Here is a 16150-nt window from a genome sequence, read left to right on the forward strand (position 1 = left end):
GCAGCCGAGCATGGCGATACGTGTCCTCACTCAGGGTGTCCGCGCCCTGGTTCGACTGATCCGGCGGTGAGAGTTCCTGGCTCCCGGGGGTTCTTCCCCGGTCACAGTGGCGGGACCGCGCCGGATTCGCACCGGCTTCCTCTCTTGCCGCCGTACATGGCCTGGGCAGTCCACCACGCGCCCGGAAGGGCCGTCAACTTGCCTTTGACCTGCGTGGGGAGAGTGTGCCGATCCCCACATCGTGGGGCGGGCGAGCATGCCGAAGGCTCCCCTCCCGGGCGGGGAGGGGAGCCTCTGCGGTGCTCGTTCGCGTCCGCCGTGCGGCGGACGCCGGGTCAGGCCTTGGCGACGATGAGATACATGCCGTACGCCACCGCGGCCGCGCAGGCGGCGAAGCAGACGTACGCGCCGGTGACGGCGAGGGCGGCGGAGTCGCCCTGGGCCGCGGCCTGTTCGCGCCGGGCCAGGCCCTTGATACCGAGGGTGAACAGGGCCACCAGGCCCACCGTGACCACGAGGCTGACGCCGAAGACGGAGCCGAGGGCCGCCCAGTCGATCTTCATGGGGATGCTTCCTTCAGTAACCGGGGTGCCGGGGTCAGACGGTGGCGGCCGGCGGGGTGGCCGGGGCGGCGGCGGGGTCGGCGACCCGGCCCCGGCCGGTGGACTGGTGCGGGAAGGCGACGGCCGGGTCCTCGGCGACCGTGCCCGCGGGCGGCGGGATCACGGCGGCGATGGCGGTGGTCACCACGCCGGCCGGCTCCTCGGTCTCGGTGACGACGTTGGTGTGGTCGACGACCTCGCGGCGGGAGAGCTTCCAGATCGCGGCGCTGGCGGAGACCAGGAAGACCGCGACGACGGCGGTGCCCCAGTCACCCAGGTCCGTGACGGACTCGGCGCCCGCGCCGACCAGCGCGGCGGCCGGCAGGGTCAGCGCCCAGGCGACGAACATACGGGTCGCGGTGGACCAGCGGACCACACCGCCCTTGCGGCCCAGACCCGCACCCATCACCGAGCCGGAGACGACGTGGGTGGTGGAGAGGGAGAAGCCGAGGTGGGAGGAGGCCAGGATGGCGGTCGCGGCGCTGGTCTGGGCGGCGAAGCCCTGGCGCGGCTCCAGGTCGGTCAGGCCCTTGCCCATGGTGCGGATGATGCGCCAGCCGCCGATGTAGGTGCCGAGCGCGATGGCCAGGCCCGCGGAGAGGATGACCCAGGTGGGAGGGTTGGAGCCGGGGGAGATGGCACCGCCCGCGATCAGCGCGAGGGTGATGATGCCCATCGTCTTCTGGGCGTCGTTGGTGCCGTGGGCGAGGGAGACCAGGCCGGCGGAGGCGATCTGGCCGGCGCGGTAGCCCTTGCGCGTGGCCTCGGCCTCGGCCTTGCCGCCGATGCCGTACGAGAAGCGGGTGGCCAGCATCGCCGCGAGGCCCGCCACGATCGGCGCGGCGACCGCGGGCAGCAGCACCTTGGTCACCAGGACCTCGCCGTGGACCGCGCCGAAGCCGGCCGAGGCGACGGTGGCGCCGATCAGGCCGCCCATCAGGGCGTGCGAGGAACTGGACGGCAGGCCCACCAGCCAGGTCAGCAGATTCCAGAGGATCGCGCCGACCAGGGCGGCGAAGATGACCTCGGGACGGATGCCGGTCTCGTCGACGAGACCCTTGGAGATCGTGTTCGCGACCTCCACGGAGAGGAATGCGCCCACAAGGTTGAGGGCGGCGGACATGGTCACCGCGATCTTGGGCTTCAGAGCGCCTGTCGAGATGGTGGTGGCCATCGCGTTCGCGGTGTCGTGGAAACCGTTCGTGAAATCGAACGCGAGAGCGGTTACGACCACTATCGCGAGGATCAGCGAGAAGCTTTCCATTTACCCAGGCAATCGTTCGAGGTCATTGGCTGGTCGACCGTAGGCAACCTGGGTGAACGGAAGATGAACTGGGTCGGGCGCCATGGTGACTGTAACGAGTGTTCGGGGTTCCGCTTGTCCTTGTCCGACCGCGTCGGCTCAGGCGCCCCTTGGGTCTCAGCCCCGGGCGAAGCTCCGCAGCCGGCTCGCCGGGCCGTGGAAGAGATTCTGGTCACCCGGCAGCCCGCCCTTGATCCCGTACTGCCAGAAAGTCCAGCGCCGCCAGCCGCCGGGCAGCTTCCCCGGGCGCGAGCCGCCGTGCCGGGCGATCCACAGGGCGTGGGAGGAGAAGGCGCGGGTGTTCCCGGTGCAGAGCCGCCACCAGTGGGTCGTCGTGTAGATCACCGGGCGGCGGCCGGTCTCCCGCCGGATCTCGTCGCTGAACGACCGGATCCAGCGGACCATCCGCCGCTCGCCCAGCCCGTAGCACTTGTCCGTGCCCCCGTACGGGTTGTACTCGATGTCCAGCGCGGGCGGCAGCGTCCAGCCGTCCGCCCGCCAGTCGCCGCCGTGCCGCACGAAGTAGGCCGCCTGCCGGGCGCCGGAGGACCGGTCCGGCCGCGCGAAGTGGTAGGCGCCCCGGATCAGGCCGGCCTCGCGGGCGCCGTCGTACTGCCGGGAGAAATAGGGGTTGCGGTAGTCCGTGGACTCGGTCGCCTTCACGTAGACGAACCGCGCCCCCTCCGCGCGGGCCTCCGGCCAGTCGACGTGGTTCTGATGGGACGACACGTCATGCCCGTGCGACACCCGAGCCGCCGCTGCCCGGGGGGCGCGGGCACGGTGTGCGGTCGCCCTGGGTCCGGACGCCCGGGGGCCGGCCGCGAGGGGGGCGGCGTCGGCCTGGGGCTCGGCTGCGAAGGGGGTGGCGGCCTGGGGCTCGGACAGCCACGGGCCGGGCGCCCGGGGTTCTGCGTGGAGGCCGGCCGGGCGGGCTTCGAGCGCCTGCGGAGCGGCTGCCTCGGGGGCGGCTGCCACGAGACCGAGTGCCCGCGAGTCGGGTACGCCCGCCGCGGGGGCTTCCGCCCGGAGGGCGGCCGCGGAACGGGCGGTGGTCCGGGCCGGCGCCGCCTCGGGAGCGGCTGACCGAAGGCCGGGTTTCCGCGAGCCGGGCGCCTGAGGTGCTGCCGCCTCGGAGCCGGTCGCCCGGAGGCCGGGCGTCAGGAACCCGGCCCCTTCCGGCGCCGTCTGGCGGGCGGTGGCCCGGAGGCCCGGTGTCCGGAACCCGGAGGCTTGCGGTGCCGCTCCTTCGGAGGCGGTGGCCCGGTGGCCCGGTGTCCGGAACCCGGTGGCCCGTGGTGCCGCCGCTTCTCGGGTGGTCGTCCGGGCGCCCGGTGTCCGGGCTCCGCGCGCTGCCGTACCGGTCGCTCGGCGGCCCGCTTCCGCTTCGACCGCTCGGCGGCCCGCTTCCGCCCGGCCTCCGGCCTCCGACAGTTGCGCCGCCCGCAGTCCGGCCGCTTCCGGTTCGGCCGCCCGCGGGGCCGTCGCCGAGGCCGGGGCGGTGGCCGTGAGGGCGAGGGCCGCCGTCGCCGCCGCGAGGACACCGGCGCGGTGGCGGAGGGGGATGCGGTCACAGGCCATGCGTCGTCTCCCCGGAAGTGGCGGGCGGAGGATCACCGGGCGGGCAAGGGGGATCATTGAAGTCCCGCCGCCCGCCGGACCCACGTCCATCCCGGCGATGCGCGACGACTTCCGCCCGTTCGGAGGTACGGCCCCCGCCGTCGCCCCGACGGCCCCCTCACCCGGCGCGAACCCGGCTGGCAGGATCACCGCATGGCTGAAGAGCGACAGAGCACGGCGGGGGAAGCGGCGGTCGGCGACAAGGGGGAGTCCCGGCACGGTGGCCCGGAGCGAGGGGCGGAGGACCCGGCGCGCGTCTGGGAGGCGCTGGTCGCCACCGCCCGGCGCACCGTCGCCGACGGGCTGGTCGTCGGTACCTCCGGCAACGTCTCCGCACGCCTCGGCGACCTCGTCCTGGTCACCCCCACGGGCGTCCCCTACGACCGGCTCACCGCGGACGACATCACCGGCGTCGACATCACCGGACGCCAGGTCCTCGGCACCCTCGTACCGACCAGCGAGCTGCCCCTGCACCTCGCCGTCTACCGCACCACCGGTGCCCGCGCGGTCGTCCACACCCACGCCGTGCACGCGACCGCCGTCTCCACGCTCGTCCCCGAGCTGCCGGCCGTCCACTACATGGCGGGCGCCCTCGGCGGAGCCGTCCGGGTCGCCCCCTACGCGACGTACGGCACCGAGGAACTCGCCGAGAACATGCTCCGCGCCCTCGCCGGCCGCTCCGGCTGCCTGCTCCGCAACCACGGCACCGTCACCTACGGCGACACCCTCGACCAGGCCTACGACCGCACCGCCCAGCTGGAATGGATGTGCCGCCTGTGGCTGACGGCGTCCTCCGTGCCGGGTCTGACGCCGTCCCTGCTGACGGAGGCACAACTTGCCGAAGCCGGGGCACGCTTGAAGGGGTACGGCCAACGGAGGTGACCCCTTGCTGCCCAGCCCCCTGCTCCGCCCGCTGCGGGCCCCGCTCGCCCTGATCCGGCGCACGGTGACGAACCCGCCGGCGCCCGCGGCACGCTCGGCGCGTGCCGCCCTTCCACTGGCCGGTGGCCGGAACCGCCCCGACACTGGACACGTGGGCCCAGCCAAAGCGACCGCCACCGCACTCACCGCCGTCCTCGCCGCCGGCGCGGCATCCGTCGCCGCCGGCCGCCTCGCCAGCGACGCCGCCCTGAAGGCGCCCGCCGGCCGACCCCTCCCCACCGAGCCCCGGCTCACCGTGCACGGCACGGCACCCGGCCGGATCGCGCTCACCCGCGACCTGGCCTCGCTGCGCCCCGGCACCTACGGTCTCGCGGGCGACGGCTCCCACGCGGTCCTGGGCCCCGTCCTGGAGACGGCCCCGCACACCGCCGACGCCGTCGTACGCCGCCTGGAACGGGTCACGCACGGCACCTTCGCCGCCGGCGACCCGGTGTGGCTCACCCCGAACCTGTACGTCGGCGATCCGGCGGCCGCCCTCGGCCTCGACCACGCCGACATCGACGTGCCCGGCGAACTCGGCGCCCTGCCCGCCTGGTTCCTGCCCGGCGGCCGGGACACCTGGGTGATCGCCGTGCACGGTCTCGGCACCACCCGCGAGCAGACCATGAACGTCATGCGCTTTCTGCACGGCCGCCGCCTGCCGGTCCTCGCGCTCGCCTACCGCGGCGACCTCGGCGCCCCGCGCCCGCCCGACGGGCTGAACCACCTCGGCGAGACCGAGTGGCGGGACGTGGACGCGGCGATCCGCTACGCCGTCCGCTACGGCGCCCGCCGGGTCGTGCTCCTCGGCTGGTCCACCGGCGCCACCATGGCCCTGCGCGCCGCCGAGCACTCCGCGGTGCGCGAGCGCATCGCCGGGCTGATCCTCGACTCGCCGGTACTCAGCTGGGAGGCCACGCTGCGCGCCCTCGCCCGGGCCCGCCGCATCCCGCAGCCGCTGCTGCCGCTCGCGGTGCGGGCCGCCCAGGGCCGGGCCGGGCTGCACGCCGACCGGGTCGCCGAGATCGTCGACCCCGCCCGGCTCGCCGTGCCCACCCTGATCGTCCACGGCCCGGGGGACCGGGTCGCCCCCTGGGAGTTCTCCCGGCGGCTCGCGCACAGCCGCGCCGACCTGGTCACCCTGCACACCGTCCGCGACGCCCCGCACGCAGCGATGTGGAACGCGGACCCGAAGGAGTACGAGGAGCGCATGCGCCGCTTCCTCACCCCGCTGATGTAGGGACGGCCGGTCCCGCCCCCCACCCGGTCCCACCCATTCCGTTTAAGGCCGTACGGCTGGCCGGATCACGTCGGCTCACCCCTCGCCGCGCCCCGTGCGTTGGCCAGCCCCGTCGCCCCCGGTGACATTCCGTTTGGGTTTTCGGACCGTCAACCGGAAGACTGCACCCGTGACGTCCCGTATCCCGCGCGACTCCAGGCTTCGACTCGTCCGACCGCGACCCCTGGCCGCCGCCCCCAGAGCTGTGAACCAACGGCGCCCGAGCCGCCCCGCACCCCGGCCGCCGGAGGGCACGCCCGCCCCCGCCGAACTGGCCAGAATGGCACGCACCGGCCTGGCCGGCGCGGTCCGCGTCGCCCGCTGGGCCGATGCAGCCCTCGGCCCCGGCAGCGACGGCGCCACCGCCGACGGCAAGGCCACCCTCTCCGAGTCCACCGCCCGACGGGCCGCCGCCGACCTCGGCCTGAGCCCCGCTCAGGTCCGCGCCGACTGGGACACCGCCCGCCTCGCCGGCCTCGTCGAGGTGCACGGCGACAGCGCGCGCCCCGGCTGGCGGCTGCGCGCCTGGGACCGCGACGACAGCGCCGTGCTGCGCGGCTGGGTCGCCCTCTTCGACGCCTGGTCGCTCGCGCACCCGGAGCACGAGGAGCACGAGCCCGCCGCCGTCGCCGAGGTCGTCTCGGCCATGCCGCAGCTGCTCTCCTTCCTGCAGCTGTCCGCCGGGCCCGTCCCCGTCGAGCAGCTGCTCGACCTGCTTCAGCAGCGGGTCACCGAACTGCGCACCGAGCGGTGCGAGGTGCCCTACGAGCCCGGGACCGAACAGCCGGCCGGCTCCCCGGCCGCCGAGCCCGCCCCCGCCGCGGACGCCCCGCTCGATCCCCTGCTCGACTGGGCCCTCAAGGCCCTGGCCTCCGTCGGCGCGCTGACCTACGGCGCCGGCCAGGCCACCCTCACCCCGCTGGGCAGCTGGGCGGTCTGGGTCAAGCTGGAGCAGATCTGCGTGGCCGCGCAGAGCCCCGCCGGGAACATCGAGCAGTCCGCCGAGGACATGCTCCGCGGCTGCGCCCAGCTCCGCCCCAACGCGGCCCGCGCCGAGTACCGCGCCTGGCTCGCCGCCCGCCCCGTCGGCAGCGCGGTCACCCAGCTGATCGACGCCGCCCGTGGCGAGGACGCCCTGCTGCGCGGCCTGGCCTTCGAGGCGCTGCGGGTCGTCGGCGCCCCCGCCGAGCCGGACGTACGGGCCGTCGTGGTCGAGCCGGCGCTCAGACCGTACGCCCTGCTGTGGCTCGCCGAGCACGACGGCGTCGACCCGGAGGACGCCCACGAGGCACTCACCCGCAACGAGGCCACCTGGCTGTGGGTGGACACCGCCGCGGCCGTCGCCGACCACGGTGAGGCGCCGATGCTGGTCCGGCATCTGGAGGCCGCGGTGCAGCCCACCGTCCCCCAGCTGCTCGACGAGGTCCGCGCCGTGGGTCACCCCCGCACCGTGCAGGTGCTGGTCGCGCTCGCGGCCGCGCATCCCGACCCGGCCCTCGCCAAGGCCGTGCGCCGGGCGGCCTTCCAGGTGCACACCGGGGGATGAGCGGCGCGGGGGCCGCTCAGGCGCCGATCTCCGGCGCGTACGTCCCGAAGCTCCACAGATTGCCCTCGGCGTCCCGGGCCATGTAGTCCCGCGAGCCGTAGTCCTGGTCCGTCGGGGGCATCACGACCTCCACCCCGTGCTCCACGGCCCGCTGGTGGTGGGCGTCCACGTCGTCCACCACGACGTACACCCCGGCGGGTCCCGCGTCCTTCATCGCCGTGTCGAAGAGGCCGCCTCGGCCCTTGGAGCCGATCATCACCGCGCCGCCGCCCTGGACCAGCTCGGCGTGCATCACCTTGCCGTCCTCCGTCTCGTACACCGAGAGCTCGGTGAAACCGAGGGCCTCCGTCAGCTGCCTGATCGCCGCCTTCGCGTCCGCATACAGCAGCGTGGGGTAGATGCTCGGCCGTCCAGCGCCCGTACCCGCCATGCCGATCACTCCTTCGTGCGTCGGTTCTGTGGCCTGCCGCCCAGTCTCGCAGCCGGCACTGACAACGCGTCAGCGGAACGTGTCGCACTGCCGCATGTCGCCCGTCCGGTACCCCTGCGTGAACCACTGCTGCCGCTGTTTCGCCGACCCGTGCGTCCAGGTCTCCGGCGTCACCCGGCCCTGGAAGCGCTCCTGGATACGGTCGTCGCCGACGGCCGCCGCCGCGTCCAGGCCGTCGCGGACGTCGGCGGCCGTAAGGCTGGTGATCAGCGGACGGCCCGTCGACTCGTCCGGGGTGGTCGTCGCGTGCCGTGCCCACACGCCCGCGTAGCAGTCCGCCTGGAGCTCGGTGCGCACCGAGTTGCTGTTCGCCCCGGTCAGCCCGTCCTGGGACCGGCCGAGGACACCCAGCAGGTCCTGCACGTGGTGGCCGTACTCGTGCGCCACCACGTACGCCTGTGCGAAGGGGCCGCCGGTGGAGCCGAACCTCGTCCGCAGGTCGTCGAAGAAGCCCAGATCCAGGTAGACCTTGCGGTCGCCCGGACAGTAGAAGGGCCCGACCGCCGAGGTGGCCGCCCCGCACGCGGTGCCGACCCGGCCGCTGAAGAGCACCGTCGGCGAGCCGGTGTACGTCCCCCGGCGCCGCTGGAACTCCTGCGTCCAGTAGTCCTGCACGCTGTTGACGACCGCCACGATCCGGCAGTCGTCCCTCGTGTTGGCGTCCCGCCCGGTACGGCAGGTCTGCTGCACCTGCTGGAGCGAGGAGGCCGCCGGCTGCGGGGTGTCACCGCCGGAGGACAGCCCAAGCTCGTCCGGGCCCACACCGAAGAACAGTCCGATCAGCAGGGCGATCAGCCCGGCGATGCCGCCGCCGACCGTCGCGCGGCCGCCGGGGATCCGGCTGCCGCGCACGTCCTGCACTTCGGAGGTGTCCAGATTGGCGTCGTCGTCGAACTGCACGCGTCACCGCCCTACGTCCCGGTCCCGAGCCTGTGCTTCCCACAGCCGCGAGTCCTGGTACCCGCCGCCCCGCACCGGACACCGGCCGTCACCCGCGACCACCCACCACCAGCATCCGGCCCCGCCCCCCACCCCGCATCCCCCACCCCCGTCCGACCCCTGCGGCGCCCCGTACCAGGTCGGAGCGCCGCAGGGGCGGGGAACGATCCAGCGTGGCGAGCCGAACACCTGGACGTAGAAAAACCGCTTGCCCGGCCCCGTTAGACTGTCGTCATGGCCATTCTCCTCGCGCATTAGACGGCGGGAACGTCCTCAGCCGCCCACCTGCCAATCCTGTACGCCCTGGAGTCTGTCCGTGATCTCCGCCTCCGGTATCGAGCTGCGCGCCGGTGCGCGCGTCCTCATCGAGAACGCCACCTTCCGTGTCGCCAAGGGCGACCGCATCGGCCTCGTCGGCCGCAACGGCGCAGGCAAGACCACCCTCACCAAGGTCCTCGCCGGCCAGGGCATCCCCGCCGCCGGCACCGTCACCCGCTCCGGCGAGGTCGGCTACCTCCCGCAGGACCCCCGCACCGGCGACCTCGACGTCCTCGCCCGCGACCGCGTCCTGTCCGCCCGCGGGCTCGACGTCCTGATCCGCAAGATGCGCGAGAACGAGGAGCGCATCGCCAACGGCAAGGGCGCCACCCGCGACAAGGCGATGAAGCAGTACGAGCGCCAGGAGACCGAGTTCCTCACCAAGGGCGGGTACGCCGCCGAGGCCGAGGCCGCCACCATCGCCGCCGCGCTCAACCTGCCCGACCGCGTGCTCGGCCAGCCGCTGCACACCCTCTCCGGCGGTCAGCGGCGCCGTATCGAGCTGGCCCGCATCCTCTTCTCGGACGCCGACACCCTGCTCCTGGACGAGCCGACCAACCACCTCGACGCGGACTCGATCATCTGGCTGCGCGACTACCTGAAGACCTACCGCGGCGGCTTCATCGTGATCTCCCACGACGTCGACCTGGTCGAGACGGTCGTGAACAAGGTGTTCTACCTGGACGCCAACCGTTCCCAGATCGACGTCTACAACATGGGCTGGAAGCTCTACCAGCAGCAGCGCGAGGCCGATGAGAAGCGCCGCAAGCGCGAGCGCGCCAACGCCGAGAAGAAGGCCGCCGCCCTGCACTCGCAGGCCGACAAGATGCGCGCCAAGGCCACCAAGACGGTCGCCGCGCAGAACATGGCCCGCCGCGCCGACAAGCTGCTCTCCGGGCTGGAGGCGGTCCGCCAGTCCGACAAGGTCGCCAAGCTGCGCTTCCCGGAGCCCGCGCCCTGCGGCAAGACCCCGCTGACGGCCGAGGAACTGTCGAAGTCGTACGGCTCACTGGAGATCTTCACCGACGTCGACCTCGCCATCGACAAGGGCTCCCGGGTCGTCATCCTCGGTCTCAACGGCGCCGGCAAGACCACCCTGCTGCGCCTGCTCGCGGGCGTCGAGAAGCCGGACACCGGCCAGGTGGTCCCCGGTCACGGGCTCAAGCTCGGCTACTACGCGCAGGAGCACGAGACGCTGGACCCCGACCGCACGGTCCTGGAGAACATGCGTTCGGCCGCACCCGACATGGACCTGGTCGAGGTCCGCAAGGTGCTGGGCTCGTTCCTGTTCTCCGGGGACGACGTCGACAAGCCCGCCGGTGTGCTCTCCGGCGGTGAGAAGACCCGGCTCGCGCTGGCGACCCTGGTCGTCTCCTCGGCGAACGTGCTCCTCCTCGACGAGCCGACGAACAACCTCGACCCGGCGAGCCGCGAGGAGATCCTCGGCGCCCTGCGCACCTACAAGGGCGCGGTCGTCCTCGTCACCCACGACGAGGGCGCCGTCGAGGCGCTCCAGCCGGAGCGGATCATCCTGCTGCCGGACGGCGTCGAAGACCTGTGGGGTTCCGACTACGCGGACCTCGTCGCCCTGGCGTGATCGAATGACTGATCCACTGCGTATGGATCATTCGGCCGATCGGTGATCCATCATCTGTGTGAGATCTCCTCGTATCGAGGTGTGTCATACACGGATTTTCCGGCCGATCCCTTGGTGGCCAAGGGATCGGCCGCTTCGCGTCCCTGACCTGGTACTTCGCGGAACCACCCGTTCGGCCCCGCCGACGCGATCTGTTGGAATGGTCCATTCCGTTTGTGGGGACGCGCTCCCGTCGTCACAGCGATGTCTCACGGACCTTGCCGAATGGGTGGCCATCGGGCCCGGAAGGGGTGATCATGAGGAGACCAGAGCGCACTTCCCATGAGGAGGCACGGGTGGCCGAGACTCTGAAGAAGGGCAGCCGGGTGACCGGCGCCGCGCGCGACAAGCTCGCGGCAGACCTGAAGAAGAAGTACGACTCCGGTGCGAGCATCCGGGCGCTGGCCGAGGAGACCGGCCGCTCGTATGGCTTCGTGCACCGGATGCTCAGCGAGTCGGGCGTCACGCTGCGTGGGCGTGGCGGAGCGACCCGGGGCAAGAAGGCCGCGACGTCCTGACTCCGGGCGGCCCATCGGCTTCGATGGTGGCCACCCGGTCGGCCGGCTGATCGACCGGGTGGTTACTGTGCAGTCACTTAAGCGTGCCCCCGCACGCGAGCGTGCCCACGGCACGTGCTGCTGACCGCACCCATCGGAGGCGCCCCATGGCTTCGCCCGACCAGGACCTCGCTCCTGTACTCGACAAGGACGGCGTACGGCTCACCGTCGACGACGCGCTCGCGACGGTGACGCTGACCAACGCGGCCAAGCGCAACGCGCAGAGCCCCGCTCTGTGGCGGGCGCTCGCCGAGGCCGGTCGGCTGCTGCCGGGCTCCGTCCGGGTCGTCGTGCTGCGTGGCGAGGGCAAGTCCTTCTCCGCCGGGCTGGACCGTCAGATGTTCACCCCGGAGGGGATTCCGGGCGAGCCGACCTTCATCGATCTCGCGCGCCGTGACGACGCCGGGCTCGACGCGACCATCGCCGAGTTCCAGGAAGCGTTCACCTGGTGGCGGCGCAACGACCTCGTGTCCGTCGCCGCTGTCCAGGGGCACGCCATCGGGGCGGGCTTCCAGCTCGCGCTGGCCTGCGACCTCCGCGTGGTCGCCGACGACGTCCAGTTCGCCATGCGCGAGACCAGCCTCGGCCTCGTGCCCGACCTGACCGGCACGCATCCGCTGGTCGGTCTCGTCGGGTACGCCCGCGCGCTGGAGATCTGCGCGACCGGGCGGTCCGTCGGTGCCGAGGAGGCGGTGGCCGCCGGGCTGGCCAACCTCGCCGTGCCCGCGGACGAACTCGACGCCGCGGCGCGCGACTTGGCGGCGGCGCTGCTGGCCGCACCGCGCGACGCCGTCGTGGAGACGAAGGCGCTGCTGCGGGGCGCCGTGGACCGCACGTACGACGAGCAGCGTGCGGCCGAGCGGGCTGCCCAGGCGCGGCGGCTGAGGGACCTCGCCGGCGTGGGGGAGTGACCCCCACGCACGGCTGACGAGCACCCCCTCCCCGAGGGGGGCCCGTCCACGGCCGCCGACGCACGTGCGACGACCGGCGCGCGGGGGAGCCGCCGAGCGCCGTGCCGGCGTCTGATCCACGCGCCCGGCTGAGCGACCCGTCGCCTTCGCCGACCGGGGTCAGTCCACGGCCGTCACCAGGACCGCCACCGTGGGCCGGCCCTCCAGCGCCTCCCGTACGGCCGCGCGGACCTGCCGGGCCACGTCCACGGTCCGGCGGTCCGCGGCCACCGCCAGCTCCACCCGGACATGCGGGTGCGGCAGTGCGGCCTCACCGGCACGCTCCTCCACATGGACCGCCCGGCCGAGCCCGCCCAGCGACCCCGTCAGGCCCGTCACCCCGGGCACGGCCAGCGCGGCGGCGGCCACCCGGGCCTCGTCCGGGTCGGTGACCTCACGGGCGGGCGCCGGACGCGGCGCGCGTACCGTCTCGCCCCTGTCCCCGTCGGCCTCCAGCAGGTCCGTCACCCGCAGATCCACCTCCGTCACCGCGAGACCGAGCCGCTCGTGCGCGGCCGTGGCCAGTGCCAGCCGCAGCCGGGCGGCCACCGCCGGCAGCGGTTCGGCGGCCGTCGCCGCGAAATCCGCCGTCACCCGCAGCGCACCGGGCGCCAGCGCCCCCGGCGGAGGGGGCACGACGGGCTCCGGCGCCGCCTCGGGGTCGGCCGGCGCGATCCGCAGCGCGCCCAGCCGCACCCCGGGCACCTCGACCGCCACCACCCGCGCCAGCACCGCCCCGGCCGCGCCCTCCGCGAGCCACGCGCCGTCGCGCGGGCCGCCGAGCGGCAGCAGTCTGCCGAGTCCCACCTGCTGCCGCACCGCCTGTGTCCACCAGTCCGCCGTCATTCCTCCAGCCTGCCCCATCCTGGGGCACAACGGGCGAACCTTGCATACGGTGGTCGAAGGACGACGACCGGAGGGACGTACGGCGATGACCGACATGACGACGAGCCCAGAGGACGGCCAGGAGCCGCAGGTGTCGACCCGCAAGGCCGTTCGGCGCGGCGGCGGCGATCCCGCTGCGCGCGGACGGACCACCATCGCCGACGGCGTCGTGGAGAAGATCGCCGGGCTGGCCGCCCGGGACGTCCTCGGCGTCCACACCATGGGCAGTGGACTCGCCCGCACCTTCGGTGCCGTGCGCGACCGGGTGCCCGGCGGGGCCAAGTCCGTGACCCGGGGCGTGAAGGCCGAGGTCGGTGAGGTGCAGACCGCGCTGGACCTGGAGATCGTCGTGGACTACGGCGTCTCGATCACCGATGTCGCGAGCGTCGTGCGGGAGAACGTGATCGCCGCGGTGGAACGCATGACCGGACTCGACGTGGTCGAGGTCAACATCGCGGTCGGCGACGTCAAGCTGCCCGATGAGGAGGAGGAGGAGCCCGAACCGCCCCGGATCCAGTGAGAGTCACGCGTCCGGCACCGCACATCCCTTGACTCGAGGAGCGCTGCATGAGCATGGCCGTGGCCGGCATGATCGCCGGGATGGCGCTGGGATTCGCCGGCTATTTCGGGGGGTTCGGCGCCTTTCTGCTGGTGGCGGCCCTCGGTGCCGTCGGCTTCGTCGTGGGCCGGTTCGCCGAGGGCGACCTGGAACCGGGCGAGTTCTTCCGTATCCGCGGCGACCGGCGCGACCGGCGGCGGTGACCCGGTGAGCGCCGAGAGCGGCACGCTGCGACCCCCGTCGCCCCTCGTGCCGCCGGGCGAGCGCGGCGCCACCCGGATCGCCGACCGGGTGGTGGCGAAGATCGTCGCACAGGCCGCCCGCGAGGCGCTGCCGCCCCCGCCCAGGGAGGCGGCGGCCCCGCACGCCACCGTCGTCGTGCGGCACGGAACCGCCCGCGTCCGCGTCCACCTCGCGCTCGGCTACCCGTGCGACATCGGCGCCCGCTGCGCCGCCGTCCGCCGCCGGGTCACCGAACGGGTGGGCGGGCTGGCGGACCTGGAGGTGGCCGAGGTCGCCGTGCGGATCGAACGGCTGCACCTCCCCGCGGCCCCGGGCACGGTCGGCGGGAGGGCGCGATGAGCGAGCCAGGGGCCACCCCGGCCCTCGACGGGGACACCGCCGTCGAGGAGCCCGAGGCCACGCCCGTGAGCAGCCGGCGCTTCTGGGCCCCGCGCCGGGTCCCCGCCGTCGTCGTCGCGCTGCTGCTGGCGGCGGCGTGCGCACTCCTCCTCTACGACGTCGTCGCCGTCCGCGCCGGACACCCGGCGATGCGCTGGCGCCGCGCGCTGGCCCACCAGCTGGCCGAGCGGCAACTGGACGACATCTGGGTGCTGGTGGGCGCGGGCGTCGCCGCCGCCCTGGGCCTGTGGCTGATCGTCCTGGCCGTCACCCCCGGGCTGCGCGACCTGCTGCCCATGTGGCGCCCGCGCCCCGACGTCCGCGCCGCCCTCCGGCGCGACGCGGCGGCGCTCCTGCTGCGCGACCGGGCCCTGGAGGTGTCCGGGGTGCGCGCGGCACGGGTACGGATGCGCCGCCGGAAGGCCGACGTACGGGCCGTCGCCCACTTCCGCGAACTGGACGACGTACGCACCGATCTGGAGGCCTCGGTCACCGACACGATCCGGGGCCTCGGCCTGGCCCGGCCGCCCGCGCTGTCGGTGCGCGTGGCCCGGCCCGGACGGAAGGGATGAGGACGATGCGCATCGGTCGCGTCCACCGGGTGCTGCTCGCGCTCGTGGGCCTGCTGCTCCTCGCGGGCGGCGGTTCGGTCATGGCCGTCGGCCTGGGCGTACGGCCGCCCTTCCGGTGGCTCCACACCGGCCCGCACGACGTCCTGCTCAGCAAGGCCGAGCGCACCCACTGGCGGGGCACCGGCTGGTGGTGGCCGGTGGTCATCGCCGCCCTGGCCGTCCTGCTGCTGCTCGCCCTGTGGTGGCTGCTGGCGGCCCTGCGCCGGCGCCGGCCGGCCGAGATCCCGGTCGACACCGGGGACGGCGAGGGCGCGGTACTCCTCGGCGGCGCCCTGGAGTCGGCGCTCACCCAGGACGCGGCCCGGCAGGAGGGGGTGGCCCGGGCCCGGATCCTCCTGCGGGGCCGTCGGGGCGCCCCGACGGCCAGGGCCTGGCTGCAACTGGAACCGGACGTGGATCCGGCGCCGGCCCTGGCCGACTTCACCCGTCAGGCCCTGGCGCACGCACGCGAGTCGGCGGGTCTCGCGTCGCTCCCCGCCGAGGTACGGCTGGGAGCGGTCGGGCACCGCGCGGAGCGGGTCACCTGAGGGCCGCCCTCAGAATCCGTGCCGCATGCCCCCGTCCACCGGCAGCATGATCCCGGTCAGGTAGGAGGCCGCAGGCGACAGCAGGAACGCCGCCGCCTTCCCGAACTCCTCCGGAGTCCCGTACCTGCGCAGCGGGATCCGGGACTCGTTCGCGGCCCGGGTCGCCTCCGGGTCGGCGGACAGTCCGTCCAGCTCGCGCACGCGATCGGTGTCGATGCGCGCCGGCAGCAGTCCCACCACCCGGATGCCGCGCGGCCCCAGCTCGTCCGCCAGGGACTTGGCGAACCCGGCGAGCCCGGGGCGCAGCCCGTTGGAGATGGTCAGCGCCGGGATCGGCTCGTGCACCGACCCCGACAGCACGAACCCGATGACCCCGCCCTCCTCGAGCTCGGCCGCCGCCGCGCGGGCCAGCCGGACCGCACCGAGGAACACCGACTCGAACGCGTTCCGCCACTGTTCGTCGGTGTTGTCGGCGAGGAACCCGGGCGGCGGGCCGCCCACGCTCACCAGCACCCCGTGGAAGCCGCCGAAGTGCTCGCGGGCGGCCGCGATCAGCCGCTCGGGAGCCTGCTCGTCGGCGTTGTCCACGGCCACACCGACCGCGTTCGGGCCCAGTTCGGCGGCGGCGTCGGCGACCCGCTTCTCGTCGCGGCCGGTGATCACCACCTTCGCCCCGTCGGCGACGAGCTCCCGCGCGGCGGCGTTGCCCAGCCCGCGGGTTGCTCCGGTGACGACGTACACCCGGTCCTTCAGTCCAAGATCCATAGC

At 74.1% G+C, this 16150-nt stretch carries 18 protein-coding genes and 1 riboswitch; of the genes, 11 read left to right on the top strand and 7 right to left on the bottom strand.

Annotated elements, in window-relative coordinates; translation table 11 throughout:
- Nucleotides 1-49 precede the first annotated feature (49 nt).
- Nucleotides 50-191, bottom strand: a riboswitch (cobalamin riboswitch).
- Nucleotides 192-335: 144 nt separating this feature from the next.
- The 3 genes from BLW57_RS29740 to BLW57_RS29750 form a co-directional block, all read right to left on the bottom strand.
- Nucleotides 336-563, bottom strand: a complete 228-nt coding sequence (locus tag BLW57_RS29740; protein WP_073892368.1) for a hypothetical protein — start codon at nt 561-563, stop codon at nt 336-338.
- 34 nt (nt 564-597) lie between these two features.
- Nucleotides 598-1866, bottom strand: coding sequence for an inorganic phosphate transporter (locus tag BLW57_RS29745; protein WP_093478731.1), 1269 nt, complete (start codon nt 1864-1866; stop codon nt 598-600).
- A gap of 156 nt (nt 1867-2022) precedes the next feature.
- Nucleotides 2023-2790: a lysozyme gene (locus BLW57_RS29750; protein ID WP_093480952.1), complete on the bottom strand. Its 768-nt coding sequence runs from the start codon at nt 2788-2790 to the stop codon at nt 2023-2025.
- 885 nt (nt 2791-3675) lie between these two features.
- Here BLW57_RS29750 and BLW57_RS29755 point away from each other — a divergent pair.
- The 3 genes from BLW57_RS29755 to BLW57_RS29765 all read left to right on the top strand — a co-directional run bounded on the left by BLW57_RS29755 (nt 3676) and on the right by BLW57_RS29765 (nt 7268).
- Nucleotides 3676-4404 (top strand): class II aldolase/adducin family protein, encoded by a 729-nt coding sequence (locus BLW57_RS29755; protein ID WP_093478733.1) that lies wholly within the window; start codon nt 3676-3678, stop codon nt 4402-4404.
- Between the two features lie 151 nt (nt 4405-4555).
- Complete coding sequence (locus tag BLW57_RS29760) at nt 4556-5683, top strand: alpha/beta hydrolase (RefSeq protein WP_093480953.1); 1128 nt, start codon at nt 4556-4558, stop codon at nt 5681-5683.
- A gap of 169 nt (nt 5684-5852) precedes the next feature.
- Complete coding sequence (locus BLW57_RS29765) at nt 5853-7268, top strand: hypothetical protein (protein ID WP_176985773.1); 1416 nt, start codon at nt 5853-5855, stop codon at nt 7266-7268.
- A gap of 16 nt (nt 7269-7284) precedes the next feature.
- Here BLW57_RS29765 and BLW57_RS29770 read toward each other — a convergent pair whose 3' ends face one another.
- Nucleotides 7285-7698, bottom strand: a complete 414-nt coding sequence (locus tag BLW57_RS29770; protein ID WP_093478736.1) for a VOC family protein — start codon at nt 7696-7698, stop codon at nt 7285-7287.
- Between the two features lie 69 nt (nt 7699-7767).
- Nucleotides 7768-8658: a KPN_02809 family neutral zinc metallopeptidase gene (locus tag BLW57_RS29775; protein ID WP_093478737.1), complete on the bottom strand. Its 891-nt coding sequence runs from the start codon at nt 8656-8658 to the stop codon at nt 7768-7770.
- A 355-nt stretch (nt 8659-9013) separates the two neighbouring features.
- On the opposite strand from BLW57_RS29775, the gene abc-f reads away from it, so the two are divergent.
- From abc-f to BLW57_RS29790, 3 genes are all read left to right on the top strand, one after another.
- A complete protein-coding gene (abc-f, locus tag BLW57_RS29780) occupies nt 9014-10612 on the top strand; it encodes a ribosomal protection-like ABC-F family protein (protein ID WP_093478739.1) in 1599 nt (532 codons plus the stop codon).
- A gap of 335 nt (nt 10613-10947) precedes the next feature.
- A complete protein-coding gene (locus BLW57_RS29785) occupies nt 10948-11169 on the top strand; it encodes a helix-turn-helix domain-containing protein (RefSeq protein ID WP_010355597.1) in 222 nt (73 codons plus the stop codon).
- A 146-nt stretch (nt 11170-11315) separates the two neighbouring features.
- The gene (locus BLW57_RS29790; protein ID WP_093478740.1) at nt 11316-12119 is read left to right on the top strand and encodes an enoyl-CoA hydratase/isomerase family protein; all 804 of its coding nucleotides are present in this window, start codon (nt 11316-11318) and stop codon (nt 12117-12119) included.
- Nucleotides 12120-12278: 159 nt separating this feature from the next.
- On the opposite strand, the gene BLW57_RS29795 is transcribed toward BLW57_RS29790, so the two are convergent.
- On the bottom strand, nt 12279-13004 hold the full coding sequence (locus BLW57_RS29795; RefSeq protein WP_093478742.1) for a nucleopolyhedrovirus P10 family protein: 726 nt from the start codon (nt 13002-13004) through the stop codon (nt 12279-12281).
- A gap of 85 nt (nt 13005-13089) precedes the next feature.
- Between BLW57_RS29795 and BLW57_RS29800 the strand changes: the two genes are divergently transcribed.
- The 5 genes from BLW57_RS29800 to amaP are packed head-to-tail and all read left to right on the top strand — an operon-like array spanning nt 13090 to nt 15382.
- Entirely contained in the window at nt 13090-13563 is a 474-nt protein-coding gene (locus BLW57_RS29800; protein WP_093478743.1) for an Asp23/Gls24 family envelope stress response protein, read from the top strand.
- A gap of 47 nt (nt 13564-13610) precedes the next feature.
- Nucleotides 13611-13805 carry a hypothetical protein gene (locus tag BLW57_RS29805; protein ID WP_073892346.1) on the top strand — a complete coding sequence of 65 codons (195 nt, stop codon included), beginning with the start codon at nt 13611-13613 and terminating at the stop codon, nt 13803-13805.
- Between the two features lie 4 nt (nt 13806-13809).
- Complete coding sequence (locus BLW57_RS29810) at nt 13810-14184, top strand: Asp23/Gls24 family envelope stress response protein (protein ID WP_093478745.1); 375 nt, start codon at nt 13810-13812, stop codon at nt 14182-14184.
- Nucleotides 14181-14795 carry a DUF6286 domain-containing protein gene (locus BLW57_RS29815; RefSeq protein WP_093478746.1) on the top strand — a complete coding sequence of 205 codons (615 nt, stop codon included), beginning with the start codon at nt 14181-14183 and terminating at the stop codon, nt 14793-14795. The genes BLW57_RS29810 and BLW57_RS29815 overlap by 4 nt, the downstream gene beginning before the upstream one ends.
- Complete coding sequence (amaP, locus tag BLW57_RS29820; protein ID WP_176985774.1) at nt 14792-15382, top strand: alkaline shock response membrane anchor protein AmaP; 591 nt, start codon at nt 14792-14794, stop codon at nt 15380-15382. The genes BLW57_RS29815 and amaP overlap by 4 nt, the downstream gene beginning before the upstream one ends.
- Before the next feature lie 9 nt (nt 15383-15391).
- On the opposite strand, the gene BLW57_RS29825 is transcribed toward amaP, so the two are convergent.
- The gene (locus BLW57_RS29825; protein ID WP_093478749.1) at nt 15392-16147 is read right to left on the bottom strand and encodes an SDR family oxidoreductase; all 756 of its coding nucleotides are present in this window, start codon (nt 16145-16147) and stop codon (nt 15392-15394) included.
- Nucleotides 16148-16150 lie beyond the last annotated feature (3 nt).

It is taken from the genome of Streptomyces sp. 1222.5, from assembly GCF_900105245.1.
Lineage (GTDB): Bacteria > Actinomycetota > Actinomycetes > Streptomycetales > Streptomycetaceae > Streptomyces > Streptomyces albidocamelliae.

What these genes read in the sequence shown, in the direction of transcription:
- amaP (WP_176985774.1), top strand. Translation starts at nt 14,792, where the DNA reads ATGAGGACGATGCGCATCGGTCGCGTCCACCGGGTGCTGCTCGCGCTC.
- BLW57_RS29805 (WP_073892346.1), top strand. Translation starts at nt 13,611, where the DNA reads ATGAGCATGGCCGTGGCCGGCATGATCGCCGGGATGGCGCTGGGATTC.
- BLW57_RS29745 (WP_093478731.1), bottom strand. Translation starts at nt 1,866, where the DNA reads ATGGAAAGCTTCTCGCTGATCCTCGCGATAGTGGTCGTAACCGCTCTC.
- BLW57_RS29790 (WP_093478740.1), top strand. Translation starts at nt 11,316, where the DNA reads ATGGCTTCGCCCGACCAGGACCTCGCTCCTGTACTCGACAAGGACGGC.
- BLW57_RS29770 (WP_093478736.1), bottom strand. Translation starts at nt 7,698, where the DNA reads ATGGCGGGTACGGGCGCTGGACGGCCGAGCATCTACCCCACGCTGCTG.
- BLW57_RS29740 (WP_073892368.1), bottom strand. Translation starts at nt 563, where the DNA reads ATGAAGATCGACTGGGCGGCCCTCGGCTCCGTCTTCGGCGTCAGCCTC.
- BLW57_RS29755 (WP_093478733.1), top strand. Translation starts at nt 3,676, where the DNA reads ATGGCTGAAGAGCGACAGAGCACGGCGGGGGAAGCGGCGGTCGGCGAC.
- BLW57_RS29815 (WP_093478746.1), top strand. Translation starts at nt 14,181, where the DNA reads ATGAGCGAGCCAGGGGCCACCCCGGCCCTCGACGGGGACACCGCCGTC.
- BLW57_RS29795 (WP_093478742.1), bottom strand. Translation starts at nt 13,004, where the DNA reads ATGACGGCGGACTGGTGGACACAGGCGGTGCGGCAGCAGGTGGGACTC.
- BLW57_RS29825 (WP_093478749.1), bottom strand. Translation starts at nt 16,147, where the DNA reads ATGGATCTTGGACTGAAGGACCGGGTGTACGTCGTCACCGGAGCAACC.
- BLW57_RS29800 (WP_093478743.1), top strand. Translation starts at nt 13,090, where the DNA reads ATGACCGACATGACGACGAGCCCAGAGGACGGCCAGGAGCCGCAGGTG.